Annotated in this window: 14 protein-coding genes; 11 read left to right on the top strand and 3 right to left on the bottom strand. The window is 39.3% G+C overall.

Features of this window, described 5'->3' with window-relative positions; all coding sequences use genetic code 11:
• The first annotated feature begins 8 nt into the window (after positions 1–8).
• Positions 9–1,979, top strand: a complete 1,971-nt coding sequence (locus HWV00_RS11310) for an alkyl/aryl-sulfatase (RefSeq protein ID WP_255554499.1) — start codon at positions 9–11, stop codon at positions 1,977–1,979.
• Positions 1,980–2,318: 339 nt separating this feature from the next.
• Complete coding sequence (locus tag HWV00_RS11305; protein WP_211681261.1) at positions 2,319–2,468, top strand: hypothetical protein; 150 nt, start codon at positions 2,319–2,321, stop codon at positions 2,466–2,468.
• 103 nt (positions 2,469–2,571) lie between these two features.
• On the opposite strand, the gene HWV00_RS11300 is transcribed toward HWV00_RS11305, so the two are convergent.
• Complete coding sequence (locus HWV00_RS11300; RefSeq protein ID WP_211681259.1) at positions 2,572–3,252, bottom strand: DUF1868 domain-containing protein; 681 nt, start codon at positions 3,250–3,252, stop codon at positions 2,572–2,574.
• A gap of 379 nt (positions 3,253–3,631) precedes the next feature.
• Between HWV00_RS11300 and HWV00_RS11295 the strand changes: the two genes are divergently transcribed.
• The 5 genes from HWV00_RS11295 to HWV00_RS11275 all read left to right on the top strand — a co-directional run bounded on the left by HWV00_RS11295 (position 3,632) and on the right by HWV00_RS11275 (position 8,736).
• Positions 3,632–4,714 carry an ABC transporter ATP-binding protein gene (locus tag HWV00_RS11295; protein WP_211681257.1) on the top strand — a complete coding sequence of 361 codons (1,083 nt, stop codon included), beginning with the start codon at positions 3,632–3,634 and terminating at the stop codon, positions 4,712–4,714.
• Positions 4,714–5,577: an ABC transporter permease gene (locus HWV00_RS11290; RefSeq protein WP_211681255.1), complete on the top strand. Its 864-nt coding sequence runs from the start codon at positions 4,714–4,716 to the stop codon at positions 5,575–5,577. The genes HWV00_RS11295 and HWV00_RS11290 overlap by 1 nt, the downstream gene beginning before the upstream one ends.
• Positions 5,574–6,413, top strand: a complete 840-nt coding sequence (locus tag HWV00_RS11285; protein WP_211681253.1) for an ABC transporter permease — start codon at positions 5,574–5,576, stop codon at positions 6,411–6,413. Before HWV00_RS11290 ends, HWV00_RS11285 begins: the two co-directional genes overlap by 4 nt.
• Before the next feature lie 23 nt (positions 6,414–6,436).
• Complete coding sequence (locus HWV00_RS11280) at positions 6,437–7,555, top strand: extracellular solute-binding protein (protein ID WP_211681251.1); 1,119 nt, start codon at positions 6,437–6,439, stop codon at positions 7,553–7,555.
• 71 nt (positions 7,556–7,626) lie between these two features.
• Entirely contained in the window at positions 7,627–8,736 is a 1,110-nt protein-coding gene (locus tag HWV00_RS11275) for an ROK family transcriptional regulator (protein WP_211681249.1), read from the top strand.
• A gap of 160 nt (positions 8,737–8,896) precedes the next feature.
• On the opposite strand, the gene HWV00_RS11270 is transcribed toward HWV00_RS11275, so the two are convergent.
• Together HWV00_RS11270 and HWV00_RS11265 are read right to left on the bottom strand one after the other, a co-directional pair.
• On the bottom strand, positions 8,897–9,607 hold the full coding sequence (locus HWV00_RS11270) for an MOSC domain-containing protein (RefSeq protein ID WP_211681247.1): 711 nt from the start codon (positions 9,605–9,607) through the stop codon (positions 8,897–8,899).
• A 104-nt stretch (positions 9,608–9,711) separates the two neighbouring features.
• A complete protein-coding gene (locus HWV00_RS11265; protein ID WP_211681245.1) occupies positions 9,712–13,011 on the bottom strand; it encodes a M64 family metallopeptidase in 3,300 nt (1,099 codons plus the stop codon).
• A gap of 376 nt (positions 13,012–13,387) precedes the next feature.
• On the opposite strand from HWV00_RS11265, the gene HWV00_RS11260 reads away from it, so the two are divergent.
• The 4 genes from HWV00_RS11260 to HWV00_RS11245 all read left to right on the top strand — a co-directional run bounded on the left by HWV00_RS11260 (position 13,388) and on the right by HWV00_RS11245 (position 16,875).
• Entirely contained in the window at positions 13,388–13,972 is a 585-nt protein-coding gene (locus tag HWV00_RS11260) for a hypothetical protein (protein WP_211681243.1), read from the top strand.
• 136 nt (positions 13,973–14,108) lie between these two features.
• Positions 14,109–14,828, top strand: coding sequence for a tRNA-uridine aminocarboxypropyltransferase (locus HWV00_RS11255; RefSeq protein WP_211681241.1), 720 nt, complete (start codon positions 14,109–14,111; stop codon positions 14,826–14,828).
• A 156-nt stretch (positions 14,829–14,984) separates the two neighbouring features.
• Complete coding sequence (locus HWV00_RS11250; RefSeq protein ID WP_211681239.1) at positions 14,985–15,977, top strand: Gfo/Idh/MocA family protein; 993 nt, start codon at positions 14,985–14,987, stop codon at positions 15,975–15,977.
• Between the two features lie 295 nt (positions 15,978–16,272).
• Positions 16,273–16,875 carry a hypothetical protein gene (locus tag HWV00_RS11245; RefSeq protein ID WP_211681237.1) on the top strand — a complete coding sequence of 201 codons (603 nt, stop codon included), beginning with the start codon at positions 16,273–16,275 and terminating at the stop codon, positions 16,873–16,875.
• Positions 16,876–17,224: the final 349 nt, after the last annotated feature.

Genomic DNA, 17,224 nt, shown 5'->3' with positions numbered 1-17,224 from the left:
CCGAGGTTATGATGAAATTTAAAAAGATGATCCTGAGTGCTGCGATTATATCCATTTTATCTCCAGCTGTATTTGCTGCTGATTCGTTTAATACAACACAAAAAGAAGCATCACCGGCGACAATAAAATTAAACAATGAACTGAAACAGTATCTTAATTTTGACAATAGGAGTGATTTTGCTGACGCTGAACGTGGCTTTATTGCGACCTGGCCTGAAAAAACGATTACAGATGCAAAAGGTAAAGTAGTTTGGGATTTTGGTGAGTTTGAATTTGTTGATCAAAATGCAGATGTTGCTACGATTAACCCATCATTATTACGTCAGGCTAAATTAAATAATATTCACGGTTTATTTAAAGTGACTGGCGGTATCTACCAAGTGCGTGGATTTGATTTATCCGTGATGTCATTCATTCGTGGTGAAGATGGCTGGATTGTCATTGATCCATTACTTTCGCCAGAAACATCAGCGGCTGGCTTGAAACTACTCAAAGATAATGTGGCTGATTTACCTGTAACAGCAGTAGTATTTACGCACTCACATGCTGATCACTTCGGTGGTGTGTTAGGTGTAACAAGTCAAGCGGATGTGGATGATGGCAATGTTGAAATCGTTGCTCCAGAAGGCTTCTTCAACAATTCTATTGCAGAAAACCTCATGGCAGGTAATACCATGTCACGCCGTGCATCATATATGTATGGCAACCTACTGGATGCGGGTACGAAAGGTATTGTTGACGGTGGCTTGGGTAAAACGACATCTTCGGGTCAGCTAGGTATTATTAAGCCAACTATGATCGCCAATGAAACAGGTCAAACATTACATATTGATGGCCTTGATGTTGATGTCATGATGGCGCAGAATTCTGAAGCACCGTCTGAATTTATGTTTTATTTCCCCGCATTTAAAACCATGATGGCAGCAGAAGATATTACGCATACTATTCATAATATTTCGACATTGCGTGGCGCTAAAACACGCGATGGTTCAGCTTGGGCAAGTTATGTAGATCAAGCGTTGCAAACCTTTGGTGATAAATCAGAAATCATGATTGCGTCGCATCACTGGCCGACTTGGGGTCAAGACAAAATCAAAAGTCAGTTAAGAAAAACACGTGATATGTATCAGTACGTTCATGACCAAACATTACATTTAGCAAATAAAGGTTTAACGCCAAACGAAATATCAGCAACGCTAACCCTACCTGAGTCGTTAGACAAAGAATGGTATAACCGTGGTTACTACGGTACGGTATCTCACAATGCACGCGCGACTTATGATTACTACTTCGGCGCATGGTGGGACGGTAATCCAGCGAATCTAAACCCACTAACGCCAGCTCAGCAAGGTCAAAAATACGTTGAAGCGATGGGTGGTGAGCAAAATGTCATTAAGATTGCGCAAAGTGCAATTGATAAAGGTGAATACCGCTGGGCTGTGACATTGCTTAACAATGTGACTTTCTCGAATCCTGAAAACATGGATGCGCGTTATTTAGAAGCGGATGCGATGGAGCAATTAGGTTATCAAGCGGAATCAGCACCTTGGCGTAACTATTACCTTGGCGGCGCAAAAGAATTACGTCATGGCATCGTACCTGTATCGACACCAAATGGTGCGTCATTGGCTTCAAGTATGCCAATGGAAGAGTTCTTAAAATACCTTGGCGTAACAGTGAAACCTGAAGTGGCAAAAGGTATAGATCTGAAGATTAACTTGGATGTAACGGGTGACGGTGAATACTCATTAGATTTAAGTAATTCGGTACTGAAATCGTATTCAGACAGACAATTCGATAATGCTGATTTAACGATTACGATGACACGTAACGCGTTTGGTAACATGATTACGCAAAAATCAACGCTAATGGATGAGATGAAAGTAGGGACGTTTAAAGTGAGCGACCAAGCTAAATTCCAACAATTAATGTCTATTTTCGACAAGTTTGATTTATGGTTTGGTGTTGTTACACCTTAATTAGCGTCTACTCGTTGAACAGAGATAACGGTTGATATATTGCTGGTGGAAACATCAGCAATTTTTGTATTCACAGTACTTTTTGTATTAACGGTACTCTTTATATTAACAGTATTCTTTATATAAACAGGCTTAGTCATTCCTATAGTTGTATTCATCGAACGATAGACAGTTAACGCTGCACTACTGTTAAGTCCCTCCTTTTACTTTTATCGCATTAAATAATAAGCACAAGTGTCCGATAGTGGACAGTTTATCCATTGCTCCTTCTATATATTAGCAATTATTCATTTCTATAATGATTTATATAAAAACACAGCCGTTAATATGAGAGATATAATGAAAAAAGAGCAAGTAGAATATACGATCCAGTTATTACGTGAAGGCTATTCATTAACGGATATTGCTAAACTAGCAGATATTAATGTGATGTATGTCAGCGTGATTCGTAAGTTAATGGTGATGGAGTTACTGAAAGTCGACGCTTAATGTCGATACTAAAAACACTGAAATGCATTCTTATCACAGGTGTTTTTAGAAATGGCTCGGCCACACATAATTGTATGGCTGAGTATATTAAAAAGGACGTGGTTTAGCGTTCAAGAATATGTAACGGAGTATATTTAAACATATCGTTAAAGTGACAAAACTCAACAGCACCGTGTGTGAGTGTGCCGAAGGTTTGGCTCAAACGTGTGGCGATAGAATCTGTTGTTACTAATACTTCTTCTTTATCCCCTTCATCCAGTTCAATAATCCGATAACTCAATGAAATGTGAAAATGATAATCATCGTAATTTGGATGCTTAATACCTGTCGCTTGACTGAGTTGTGCTCTACAGTTCAATAGTGATTGTGTTGAGGTTGTTGTTGCAGGTTTAATGCGAATTGCAGAACCACCAATAGGGCAGTTATAGATAGAGTGAAAATCCATCTCAAAATCGCCTAACCGAGACATCGGCTTTAATTCATTGACGATCATATCTGATATGTCAGATAACGATGAGTTCAAGTCACACTTATTTGTCCACAGCGCTTGTTCACGTATATCTTCACATAAGCAGTCAAATACAGTCATGTGCATACTGGTCATGGGTAAGAATGAAAATTTATATGCGCATGTCATCGACTTTAATTTGTCTTGAGCCCATTTAATTTCATTTAACAGCTTGGTTTCATGCGGTGCTATATGGCATAGAAATGTAATACCCTTAAATTCCTTTACCTTTCCATGTTTATCGAATTTTACGCCAACGGCGGGTGCATATTTCATAAATGCTCACTTGTCTGTTTAACTCGGGAAAATATAACATAGCGACATTAAATTAACACTGTTAATTTAACTTGACGGGTTTTATGCCTGGACTTAATTTGTCTTTTTGACGATGATAGGCTTAGTTAGGTTAGATTGGGTGAGGTACTTACGCCCAGGCTACAATGCGGGCTTAATACTATAGTATATAGTCATATCGTTGTTTTATATGAACTTGGTTGTTTTTATAGTTAGTGTTAAATGATGTTGTAACGCTATGTGACAGAAATATTAAACTTTACAACTATGGGAGTAATAATCAATTTGTGTGATCAATAACACGGTCAAGTTAACTTGGGAAAGTTATTATCCACTCAACTCTTCTGCTAGGAAAATAAACATGACACAACTTAGCCTACATAATATCGCTAAGAATTTCGGTGATTTTGTCGCGTCAAAAGACATCAGCTTTTCAGCTAAAAAGGGCGAGCTAATTACATTGCTTGGTCCTTCTGGTTGCGGTAAAACAACCTTGCTTAAAATGATTGGTGGTTTTCATCATCCTGATAGTGGCGAAATTAAAATTGGTGAGACAGTCGTTAACAATGTACCGCCAGAAAAACGAAATACGTCAATGTGTTTTCAGTCATATGCACTTTTCCCACATTTAAGTGTTCATCACAATGTTGCGTTTGGTCTTCAACAGAAGAAAATAGCTAAAGATGAAATTATTAGACGAGTAGATGAAGCAATTGAGCAAGTGTCTTTGCAAGAACATGCGCACAAAATGCCAAGTGAGTTATCTGGTGGTCAGCAGCAACGAGTTGCGTTAGCGCGTGCAATGGTGACGCGTCCAGACGTTATTCTATTTGATGAGCCTTTATCTAACCTTGATGCGAAGTTACGTGAATCAGTACGTTTTGAAATCAGAGCGTTACAGAAAAAATACGGTTTAACTGCTGTTTACGTTACTCACGACCAAGCAGAAGCACTCGCGATGTCAGACAAAATTGTAGTGTTAAACCGTGGTTCGATTGAACAAATCGGCACACCAGATGATATCTATTACACACCTATAAACAGCTTTGTGGCTGACTTCATTGGTTCTGCCAACATATTTTCAGCCTATGCGACACCTACGGGTAAGACTAACGAATATGCGTTAGAAAGTGTGATGGGGAGTATGACTGTGACATCTGATGAAGCCCCTGTCGCAGATAATATTAAAGTATGCTGGCGTCCAGAAGACGCAATTATTTTGGATGATAACGCTGACATTCAGCAGGTTGCAAACAAAATAACGTTAAATATTAAAAATATGGCCTTCATGGGTAACGTAACCGATATTATTGCGACTATTCCCGGTGATGATTCAGGCTTAGAAATTCGTTTACAAACGCCTAAAAAACCAAAATTCAGCGGTGAACAGCTAAGTATTTCATTACCGGCGAACTGCATTCGTTTCTTGGAAGAGGCTAACTAATGAAAACGCTACCAAGCTGGAAACTATGCTTATTACTGCTTCCCAGTATTGGCACGATCGCTTTGTTAATGGGCTCAACGCTATACATGGTTGTCTCACAAAGTTTTGGTTTGCACAATATGATGGGAGACAGTCAATTCTCCTTTGAATTTTGGCAAGACTCTCTGCAAGACACAAAATTGCATGTGGCCTTAGTTTACTCAGTCAAAGTTGCTGTATTTGGTGCTATCGGTGCAACCATCATGGCATACCCGTTAGTGTTGTGGTTACGAAAACCATTTACGGGTTCAACCGCCATCACAGGTATGTTACGTGCCCCAATGTTTATTCCGGGGTTAGTGGCTGCATTTCTAATGGTTAACGTGATTTCTTATCACGGTATTATTAACGAAAGCATGATTTGGCTGGGCATTATTGATAAACCGATTCGCATGCAAAATGATTCCTTTGGTTGGGGGGTGATTGTTTTGCAAATTTGGAAGCAGTTACCGTTTGCAATGATCTTACTGGCTGGTGCTGTGAATTCTATTCGTTCAGACGTGTTAGATGCAGCAAGTGATTTAGGCGCGTCGAGCTGGCAGCGATTTACCAAGATTATTTTCCCTCTGACGTTACCGGCATTGCAGGTATCACTCATTCTTATCTTTATTGGCGCGTTGGGTGATTACTCGTTTTATTCGATTGCAGGTCCAAAGAATGCGTATTCATTAGCCATGTTAATGCACATTACATCAACAGAATTCTTTGAATGGAACAAATCAGCAGTGATTGCGGTTGTTATTATGCTGACGGCAATTGTCGCTTCATTGATTATTAGTCTTGCGACAACACCATTTATGAAAAAAACAGGGAAACTGAAATGACAGCCCAAACTAAAAACGGTGGTTTAATTCATAAATTATCTATCGGCTTTTTTATCATCATTAACTTCTTTTGGATTGGTGTGCCGTTTTTAATGGCGCTACTGTGGTCTTTGGTTGATCCAAAGCACCCGTGGAGTTACCCAGATATGTTCCCTAAAGTCCTGTCGTTTGGTCGCTGGGAACAAATGTGGGAAACATCAGGTCTTGTTGAAGCATTAACGAATAGTTACACGATTGCGCCGCTAGTTGCATTATTCACGGTAATCTTGGCGTTACCAACTGCATATGCATTTGGTCGCATTGAATTTCGTGGTAAAAAGCTAGCTGAAGTGGTGGTGCTATTACCGCTTATTATGCCGGGTATGATTATCGGGGTGTTCTTTAGCTCAATGTTAATTAGCCTTGAGTTGTCAGAACCGTTTTGGGGCATTGTGATTGGCCATACTGTATTGGCATTACCGTATGCAATTCGTATTTTATCGGCAAGTTTTAACAGCGTACCGCAAGATCTGATTGATGCGAGTAAAGACTTAGGAGGGAGTTCATTCACGACATTCCGCCATGTGTTTATGCCGATGCTGAAACCGGGGTTATTGGCATCACTGATTTTCTGTCTTGTTATTAGTATTGAAGAATTTAATATCGCGTTCGTACTGGGTTCACCTGATATTACGACTGTACCCACTATTTTATATTCGTATTTGGGTTATTCATTTATTCGCCCTAATGCGGCTGTTATTTCATTAATCCTTGTGATCCCTAACGTTATTTTAATGTTAGTCATCGAGCGATTATTGAAGGGTAACTACTTAGCCGAATCAACTGGTAAAGCATAATTAGATCATAAACAAAGGACACTATGATGAATAAAACACTTACAGCCATTGCAGCAACAGTTGCGTTAGGTTTAACGACACAAGCTTCTGCTTATGATTTAAAAGAAATGCAGTGGAACCAAATTGTTGAGCAAGCACAAAAAGAAAAAGCGATTAACGTATACGTGTGGTATTTCCAGCCACGCTTTCGTACCATTTTTAAAGATTTTGAAGACAAATACGGTATTAAAGTACGTGTTCCTAACAGCAATGAAAAAGGTAACATCAACAAACTAATCGCAGAAGGTAAACGTAGTGCGGGCAAGATTGATGTGATGGCGATTGACGCCGCACGTATGCCATCACTCATGCAAAATAACCTTGTATACGGTCCGATTACGGATGTACTACCTGATGCCGCTAAGCTTAAAACGAAATTAAATGGGGTTGAAACGGGCGGTTATGCTGTTTCATTTTGGGGTAATCAAACGGGCTTTGCGTATGATCCTAGCCGTGTGAATGAGAAAGAACTACCGCAATCGTTTGATGCGTTAGGTAAATGGATCTCCGATAATCCGTATGCGTTTGGCGTAAATGATCCTAACAAGGGCGGTGCAGGCAATGCATTTATTCAACGTGCTATTACGAACATGACGGGTGATAATGAGGCTTATTACGCCACCGGTTTTGATGCAAAAAACACAACAAAATGGTCTGAAGTTTGGACTTGGTTTGATAAACACAGTGATGAAATCACCATTACGTCATCAAATGCTGACAGTTTAACGCGCATGAATGATGGTGAAATATCGATGGCACCAGCATGGGAAGATCATTTGAAAGGTCTGCAAGCACAAGGTGCAATTACACCACGTATTAAATTTTACATTCCAGAGTTTGGTATGCCGGGTGGTGGTAACATGATTATGATGCCTGCAAACACAAGTAAAAAAGCAGCCTCGATGTTATTTATTAACTGGATCACATCAGCGGAAGTGCAAACGCGTTTTAATGAAGTATTTGGTAGTGCACCACAACATCCAGATGCCGATGACTCAAAAGCGTTAGTATCTCAGGAGCAACGTCAGTTCAGTAAATCATTCTTTACCGCTGATTACGCAACCAAAGCGAAGAAAGCATTTACAGAAAATGTATTAATGTAATAATGTAGAGCTCCACAGTAATGTGGGGCTTTTACAGATAATTAACCTTTATTCAAATAGATACCTTAAGTATGCCTAATAGTCTTTTATCAAATACTCAGCGTCAAATACTGTCTCATGTTTATGCTTATTCGCCGATCACGCGGGCAGAATTAGCAGAGAAGAGTGGATTAACACCTGCGGCCATCACCAAAATTACCAAAACGATGATTGATGAAGGTTGGATTAATACCCTCGGGCGTTTACAAAGCCAACGCGGACAGCCAGGCATTGCATTGGGGATCAATGGCGATAAAGGTTTTAGTCTGGGTATTAATATCGAAGTTGAAAAAATCAGTATTGAGATGATCAACTTAAATGCCGAGTCGGTATTTTCAAAGTCTTTGAAAGGTATTTTTGAAGATCCGATTTATAGCCGTGATGAGTTGTTTTCATTGCTAGATGTGTTGAGGCTGGCTTATCCAAATGAATTTGCTCATTTGGTTGGTGTTGGTATTACAACAAGCTGTAATTTCATTGAAGGTGATAAGGTTATTTATCCCAAGCACTTAAAACAATGGGAATCGCTGAATATTAGAGATGAACTGTCTAAATATTTAAATACCGATGTGTGGCTTGAAAATGATGGTAATGCCGCTGCGTTAGGTGAGTTTATTTATGACCGAAAGCCGCTAAATAGCAATCACTTTTATCTTTATCTTGGCTACGGTATTGGTGGTGGTCATTTGCATAATGGTGTGCCGTATCGTGGGCATTATGGTAATGCTGGGCGTATTGGTAAGCTGTTCCCGTTAAAAGAACACCGTCCATCACTGAATAATCTATACAAACAACTGGGGTTAACAGAAATTAACCCAATGCGTTATCAAGCGTTGCTTACCGAATTGGAGAAGAATAACCCTATTATTGATACATGGGCTAAAAATTCGATTCCTAGTTTTAAGCAGGCCATATTGGCGATTAAAACGATTTTAGATCCGCAGGAAATTATTATTGGTGGACTTATCCCACAGGGAATATTGGATAAAATCTATCATGAGTTGGAACATGAACTGCAAGATCTGAAAGATGATGATGAGCCTTTATTAAAAGTGTCGTTTGCAAAGCTGGCTGGCGACAAATCAGCCGCTATTGGTGCCGCTGCACTGCCTTTGTATAAAAAAATATTTGAGTATATTTAATCGGTACAACACTGAACATAATATGCGATAAGATTGAAACGAGGGTTTCAGTACAGAAAAATAAGACCGGAATCATCGATGAATGCTACCGGTCTTATCGTATTAGGCTTCTTGTATTAAAGCTGCATTTAAGTCATGAGACTAGGGCTATCGAGATTTGCTAAGCATGACCTAACAATCTAAAGTTCCAATTTTCCACTGTATCCGTTTCTAAGCGCTTTTTAGCCACATCCCCCCAAATTGGTGAGAGTGCAGGCATGTCTATCAATGTCGTTAGATTTGCTTTGTTTAATGGCTCATTAAAGAATAACTCACACACTTGCTTAACTGTCGTTGCCGATTCCAGCCGTTTAATACGGATTAGCGCATCATCTTGACTCACCATACCGGGTTTAATAACGCGATATAACCAACCACAGCGACTAAGCGCCTGCATTTGAACTGAAATATCAGTGACATCCCAACGTGTATTTAGATTTGCACACGGTAGGCGAGGTTGACTAACTTCGATAATCGCATCACCCCATTGATATTGATCGCCAATGCAGACGTTATCTTCTGTCATGCCTAATACGCTCATATTCTCGCCCATACCGGGTGCTTCAAATCGCGCTTGAGCATCACTGCGAGGTGAAAATACCTGTTGCCAAAATGCGTAATGCTCAGCAGGATATTGGTGCAGTGCTCGTTCAGGGCCTCCGTGATACTTTTTATCAGCGGTCATGTCTTCCGCAAGACCGAGTGCAGAAAGGTAAATACTGTTGCTGACCGTTTTCTTATCAATTGCAGAATCAACACCATAATTATGCTTAATTTGACCGATATAAACTTGAACTTTATAAGTGGAAAGGCTTTTTACCGTATTTGTCATATCAGTATATCTCTTCGCTTGGTGATTTATAAAAACGCATCTAAGGTGAACATTTTCTCCGAATCGATTTGAAACCGCAAGAATAATAAAGGATTTAGATACCTCTAGTAATAATGGCTAGGATGGAAGGTAATCGCTGGGACCTCTGTAATTTGCTGGTTATCACGCCACAATGAAATGTGATACACGCCTTGTAGCATTGATTGATCCATCACAACGTCGAAATGCAATGTTGTAGGTAACTGGCGATTATATTGTGTTAACCGACCGTTATTGTGGAAATATACACTCAATGGAAGGTAATCGTAATGTACACCATCGCGGGATAATCTCAGCATATAGCCATCGAATAACGCCATCGATTTATTATTTCGACTGCTATATTGGTGTATAGCATCAACCGTTGTGATCTGTAATTGCTGTTCATACAGGGTAATATTAATCCTCAAACCATTCACCTTGGGTTCTGTATGGCTAACTAGGTTCTTTTTCACTACTGAATTGTTATTAACCGTCCATTCAAACTGTTGGGTTAGTTTAGTCGGGTCAACCAAAATGCCTGACACATCGGTAGACTCAAATTTGATATTATATTGTCCTGTCTCTAGGGCACCGTAAAATAATTCTGTTTTGTTGTCTAAGTCAGGTTGGTGAACACCATTGATAAACCACTTTAATGCCTGTACGCGAATAGATTGATCCTGATATTCCCCCATCTCATTGGTAGGATGAACACGAAAATGCAAGTCATCTTGTTCAGGGTTATTGATGAGTCGTGCTGTTGCACCAAGGCTTTCTTGTCGTGGTGTGTTGATCATAAATTGCCAAGAACGGTCATATAAGTTCGCCGCCCAGATTTCAGCGTTATAAGCGTAGAAAGGCGCACCGAGGCTGTGCATTATTGAGGTGTCAGTTGGTCGCCAGATCCCTTTAGTTTCATAATATCCGCCTTCAAACCAGCCAATAGTGCCAGAGGGGCACGCTTCAGAAACATCCTTACAAACACTGTCTATGGTTTCTGTCGGCATAAAATGTTTCCATGGGGATTTATCAAAATCGACGCATACATTAAAAGAACAGAAGCCAGGTGGTACACCATTACCGCCATAAGTATATTCATCGTGTAATCCGGCAAAAGAATGTCCTAATTCATGGATGAAAACACCAGGATTCATTTTATTCGATGTGGTAATTGAGCCTCCAGCACCGCCATAAACATTGGTGTTTACTAGCGTAATAATTTGGTCGTACTGAGGGGCGTAGGCATTTACTGCTGCTTGCACTAGGGTAAGGTTAATACCGAGTAGCCGAGCAATATTGCTGGTGCCTTGCAAATAAAACCCACTATGAAAAGTAGTATCTTTATCATTTTTATAGATTAGATCCTTGCTCGGGGCATAGTCGGCCCTTGTGCAATTATCAAAAGAGGTGGGATCACAGCCTTCTTCGATAGCCCAGTCAGCACCTCGCTCATTAGAAGGGGTAAATACGGAATGAATATTATACAACCCTATATGGGGTGGAATATTCTCATAACTCAGAAACGCTTCGACAGCATTTTTAACATGCATATTAAACAGCGCTCTATCTCTTTCCAGATAACCATCTCCAGCAATAGCTAGATCGAACCCTAGGCCATCTATCCGACTACCATAGATCTTGTAGTTCAGGTCGTCAGACACGTAGATCGGGCTGTCTAAATCAATGCCACTGACAATGATGGGTTGGTAAATAATCTCTTCTGCATAAGTGAGATAACCATCAGTTTGCGATAGAGATAAGAAATCGCGAACCTCATCTTTCAGTGTTACCACGATTTCGTGAGGTTGAAAGCCTTGGTTAAAGATAGGTACCCCATAGTCCGTCGCATTATTAAAGTTACGCCCATAGTCAATGGAGTAGCGGAAAAATCGCAGTGGTAATTGACTGTTATTCAACTGCAATAGTTTAGGAACTTTAACCAATGTAGGCACTTGATATCCCTGTTCACGGATAATATGAGAGGTCAGCGTCATGATAGTAAATAAACGTTGATAATAATCTTCAAGTTGCTTATCTGCATAAGCCGTTTTAACATCTGTAATGAGTTGAGAGAGCTCGTGTATCGAGGATAAATCATACACACTTTTCGCTATATCCATATGCATTTGGTGTTTTTGAGGATCTGCGATATCCGTGTTATAGCGTAGGTCATCCGCTTTCATCCCAATACTAGGACTATTTTCAGTCGCAGGGGTACCACTATTGTTACTAAAGCTATAAGGATATAATTGAGTATTAAACGCATAGCTGCGTTTATTTACATTTTGAAGAAGAGTTAGCTCAATGCCATAATAATGTTGGATTATATCGACCATACATTTATTAGCGAAGCTATTCAGATCATCCTTGCTACCAGCGGTACTATGGTAAATAAACAGATCTGCGCCCTGCTTAATATACTCTTCAACTTGGTGGCACTGGTCTTTAGCTTCATTGAGATGAACAGAAAAGTAAGCGTCATGTAGGCTGCTATCAAATACTTTATTTTCAATGGAAAAATCAACGTTGTGGGTCGCTAGATACTGACTTAGGGCTGCTTCTAATGGGGAAGATTGGCTGATACGATAATCGCTACCTACTTTAGAAAACAGCTTGATGGCATTGAGCATAACCAAACGTAAGTCAGTATCGGTACTGTCAGTATTCCAGAATAAGTGAGTGTTTTCTCGGACGACAAAAACTTTCGATTCACTCTTTGGCGCTAGCTCCTGATTGATATAACCAAAGCTCAGACCTTCTTGCTCGGCAATCACTTGAGCGCTATTTTTAGATACTATGCGATTGTAATGCGCGCGAAAAAATAAAGATATTTCCGCTGAACTAATATCACCGAGTATCTGCTTTGCAATAATATTGTAATTAATATAGCCAGTTGTAATTTGCATGGCCAAAATATTATCTACTAACGCGGTGATAACAGAGTAGTGTTTGTCATCAACCTCTTGCTGTAAGTCTGTAACCTTACTCTCAATTTGATTAACAAATCTGGCGTTAAATCCTTTATCTACATTAACCGCACCAATAGATCGGACCCTCTGTGAAAACAATTGGTAAAATTTGAGTTCATCAAAAATGCCATTAGTATTGTCCACCAATGTTGTCAATGCTGCATCATCCGCTAAGTTGATGTCTTTATCATTTAATAAGTAGGCTTTGTAAAAGGGGAGAGTCTTATCGTCATACAAGCCGCCAACGTATTTGGCAATTATGTCACCAGAAAAGTCATCTGAGCCATCTGAAAGAATAAAGTTGCGAATGATATTCATATCATCCGCACGACTATTGTTTGAGTTGTCCCCTGAATCGCTGTCAGAACACCCTATCAAGGAAACGAGAAAAACAAAATACAGTAATAGTTTCATCGTATACATCCTAATACATAAACTAAATAATCAGTCACAACACATTATAAGTTAGAAAATGACATTGTGCGCGAAGGCTGTCATTACGTTCAGGTAGGTTTAAGCATGATCGAAGTCGTCGTGAAAAATGTAACAATTACAAATATTGTTAGAAGGCAGGGAATAAAATAATATAATTTAGATCGAAGATTTGAACACTAAAAAATTAATTTAGTCTACTCTAAATGAAGCTGAAACTGCATATTTATGAGTTATCACATTATTTTTAAGTTTTTTTCGTAAATATGCTTTTAATCATGCCAACAAAGGTATAGAATCCGCCTCCTAATTTTTCTAGAAAGCTACTAAAATGTAGCGGTTATCTGCAAGGTAGACAATGAGTCATTACACAGTTTTAGGTTTATCAACATGGTTCGAACTAGTCGAACGCATCGGCTCAGAAGCAGAAGCCAAGACATATTTTTCAGAAACGAAATTGGTTGAGTACAACAACAGAACTTGCCTAGAATTAGTTGAAGCAGGTATGTTAATGCATTTGAAGAATTGGTTAGCAGTACAATACCAAGAATTCAAATCAACGGGTGAACGTTTACGTCGTGAGCAAGTATCACAGTCGACAAACTCTATCTCAAGTAAACTTTACTCGATAGAAGTTATCAGAACTCGTCCACAAGCGGGCGGACAAGAAGTACAACAGCAACAACGTCAACATGTAACTCCGTCACAATTTGCGACAAATCAGGTTCGTCCTGTTCATGCGACTGCAACTCCTGTTGCTAAGCCTGAAGTTGCAAAACCTGTTGTTGCGGCTGCACCAGTTGCGCCACCAAAACCGCGTGTTATTACGTCAAAAGTACCAGCGCCAGAAAAGAAACCTGCTGCTGCATCTATGGCTAATTTCTTTATGCGTCAGGTTCGTGCGACTAAATCTGAATTGGAAGATCGTAAGCACCATAATTAAGTAACGCTTGACGCGTACCTTAACTATGTGAATGACTCAGTAGCAAGTGTTGTCCCACGACGGTGGTGATAGAACTTGGTACTGAGTCATTTTTTTTATCTACAATTTAGTCATTTATTTTAAGTGGTATCACTTTATGCGCATTCATCATGTTAATCGATTAGCAGCACAGCGTTTAGCTGACAGTACAAAACCTTTCAATGCGCGTGGCGGTCGATTAATTCGTTGCGATTATTGCATGTTAGGTAAACAATTTTGTATCTGTGAACATCGACCACTCGTTAAATCATCTGCAGGCTTTATGCTGGTGATGTTTGATTATGAAATGATTAAACCCAGTAATACAGGTCGTTTAATTGCCGATGTGATTGAAGATACGTTTGCCTATAAATGGTCACGCACAGAGCCTAACCAAGAGATGATCGACATCATCCAGTCAGATTGTTGGCAGCCCTTCATTATTTTCCCTGAAGAGTACGTGGTTGAGCGTGAGCGAGTGCAAACTGGCGTGTTAACTATAGAGTCGGGGAAGCGACCGCTTTATATCCTGCTTGATGGCAGTTGGCGTGAAGCGAAGAAGATGTTCAAAAAGAGCCCGTGGTTACAAGATATCCCCGTTATTTCATTTGATCCTGACGTTGTTTCGCAATATCAGATCCGTAAAGCGGCCAAAGACAATCAGTTAGCGACAGCTGAAGTGGCGTCATTGGTACTAGGACATCATGGTGAAGATCTGAATGCTGATATTTTATCTTGCTGGTTTGATGTATTCCGTGAACGTTATCTCGCGGGTACGAAGCAAATTGATGTTGGTGTCGATGCTGCACTGAAGCGTTTACAGACGTTAACTGTTTAACTCGATTTACTGCTATAAGGTTGTATGCATATTCTTTGTGTACAGCCTGTTTTCATTATCCTTATCTTATTTATATTCACCTGCTTTTATTTTTAATATTAATCGCTTATATTGCTAGCTGACTTTTATTAACGCTAAATTGCTTGTGGATACAATATGCAGAGTGAAAATCAAATAACATCTCCCATTCGTTGGGGAATCATAGGTTGTGGTTCTGTCACTGAGTTGAAAAGTGGCCCTGCGTATCAAAAAGTAGACGGTTTTCATCTCGCGTCTGTCATGCGACGTAATAATGAACTTGCTAAAGATTATGCGTTAAGACATAAGGTGGAAGCCTATTCTTCCGATCCTCGCGATATCATTAATAACGACAATATTGATGCTGTTTACATTGCGACGCCACCAGACAGTCATAAGCACTATGCATTGCTGGTGGCTGAAGCGGGTAAACCCTGTTGTATTGAAAAACCACTTGCACCGAGCTACGCTGATAGCCTTGCGATTTATAATGCCTTTAATGATAAGAACATTCCTTTGTTTGTGGCCTATTATCGCCGCTCATTACCACGTTTCAATAAAGTAAAAGCATTATTAGAAGCGGGCGCTATTGGTCACGTTAGAACGATTAATTCATTTCTGAATAAACCTGCCAATGCATTAGATTTATCGGGTGAGCTCAATTGGCGAACAGATAAAGACGTGGCTATCGGTGGTTATTTTGATGATCTTGCCAGCCATGGATTGGATCTTTTTGCTTATTTGTTGGGGGACTTTGATATTGTAAAAGGCCTCGGAACGAATCAGCAGGGCCTATATTCATCGTTAGATGCGGTATCAGCATGCTGGCAGCATAAAAGTGGCGTGACAGGGGTTGGAAGCTGGAATTTTGGCGGTTGTTCAAGGAAAGACGTTGTTGTTATCACGGGGAGTGAAGGCGAAATAAGTTTTTCTGTATTTGATGAGATGCCGATTGTTTTACAAACCTTAACTGAACGACAAGAGTTTGTAATCGAAAACCCTGAAAATATTCAATTATACCATGTGCAAAATATGCGTGATCAACTTATCCATGATACGGCGCATCCATCAAGTGGTGAAACGGCATTACATACAAGCTGGGTGATGGAGCAAATACTAGGTCAACATTAGCTTATATAGCGATATCCCCCGTGCTAGGTCACATATTAGTGTCTACGATGTAAGTGTTATAGCAATTACATCGTAGACAGTTACTTAACTATTTGATACCTAACTATTTGATACCTAACTATTTGATACCTAACTATTTGATACCTAAATATTTGAATTAATACCTCATTATTTCCAAAAATATATCATTTTTAACAATTTCTTAAAAAACGATATAGTACTTAATACTTCTCGGTGTAATACTGGTAACAGATATTAACAAGGCCTCTAAAGTAGTGGTCGTTAGGGAGGTAACATGACATTTTTTAGTGGTTTAACTCAAAGTGAACAGGAATCTTTTAAAGCGTATCGATCTGGTACTCACTACAGTCATAATTTTTCTTATGACTTAAACCAAAAGTTAAAAAATGATGAAAGGATCCCTAAGCGATTTCAACCACATTTATCTAACTTAGATCATGTCACGTTAAAAACGAAGCTGAAATCTGATTTAATACTCTACCGCGCTGCGTATGGAGATAGCGTTGACACTTTACTAAATGGTAAGGCATATAAAGGGTTTGTTGCTGCGTCAGATAAGAATAACTGCTTGGGTCGCTACTTTAATCAACATGCAACAGCCTGCAATACAGACGCGTATTACATTATTGTAAAATGTCCTAAAGGTAGCCGTGTTGCTATATTTGATGAATCTCGTCAGCAAACATCTACAGATTATATTATTCCACGAGATTCTCGCTTTACTTTAGTCAGCAGAGAAGAGCTCACGCACAGTGCTGATATTCGAGCGTTAGCTGGAACGATTAATGCGAGAAAGCTTAAAAAAATTATTAAAATTGAATTGGTATTAAAAAAACGAAACTGGTTAGCTGAAGTGCTAAAGAAAGTGCGTAAATAACTGTATATACAGTTATTGTATAAGAAATTAACTTTAATACCCATTGGTTATATGTGATTGTAGGCATGATGAATTACAACCTACAATTGTTCGAATAAATCACAAAACTACCTCTTTTTTTCCTTATTTATATCGTTTAGATCATATTTGTCATAGATGACATATTTATGACATTCTATATATGTGATAGTTGTGTATAGAATAAGACAGTGTGTAAACATTTTCGTAAATAGTGAGAAGATCAATCTACCCCTTCATTGATTAGTTAAATACTATTTCCCCCATAATGAATGCTCGTTTTGAGTATATGGCATATTACGCGTGTCATTAATAGAATAAAAAAAGGTGT

The organism is Moritella sp. 24 (assembly GCF_018219155.1).
Lineage (GTDB): Bacteria > Pseudomonadota > Gammaproteobacteria > Enterobacterales > Moritellaceae > Moritella.
This window is presented reverse-complemented; position numbering and strand designations above follow the sequence as displayed.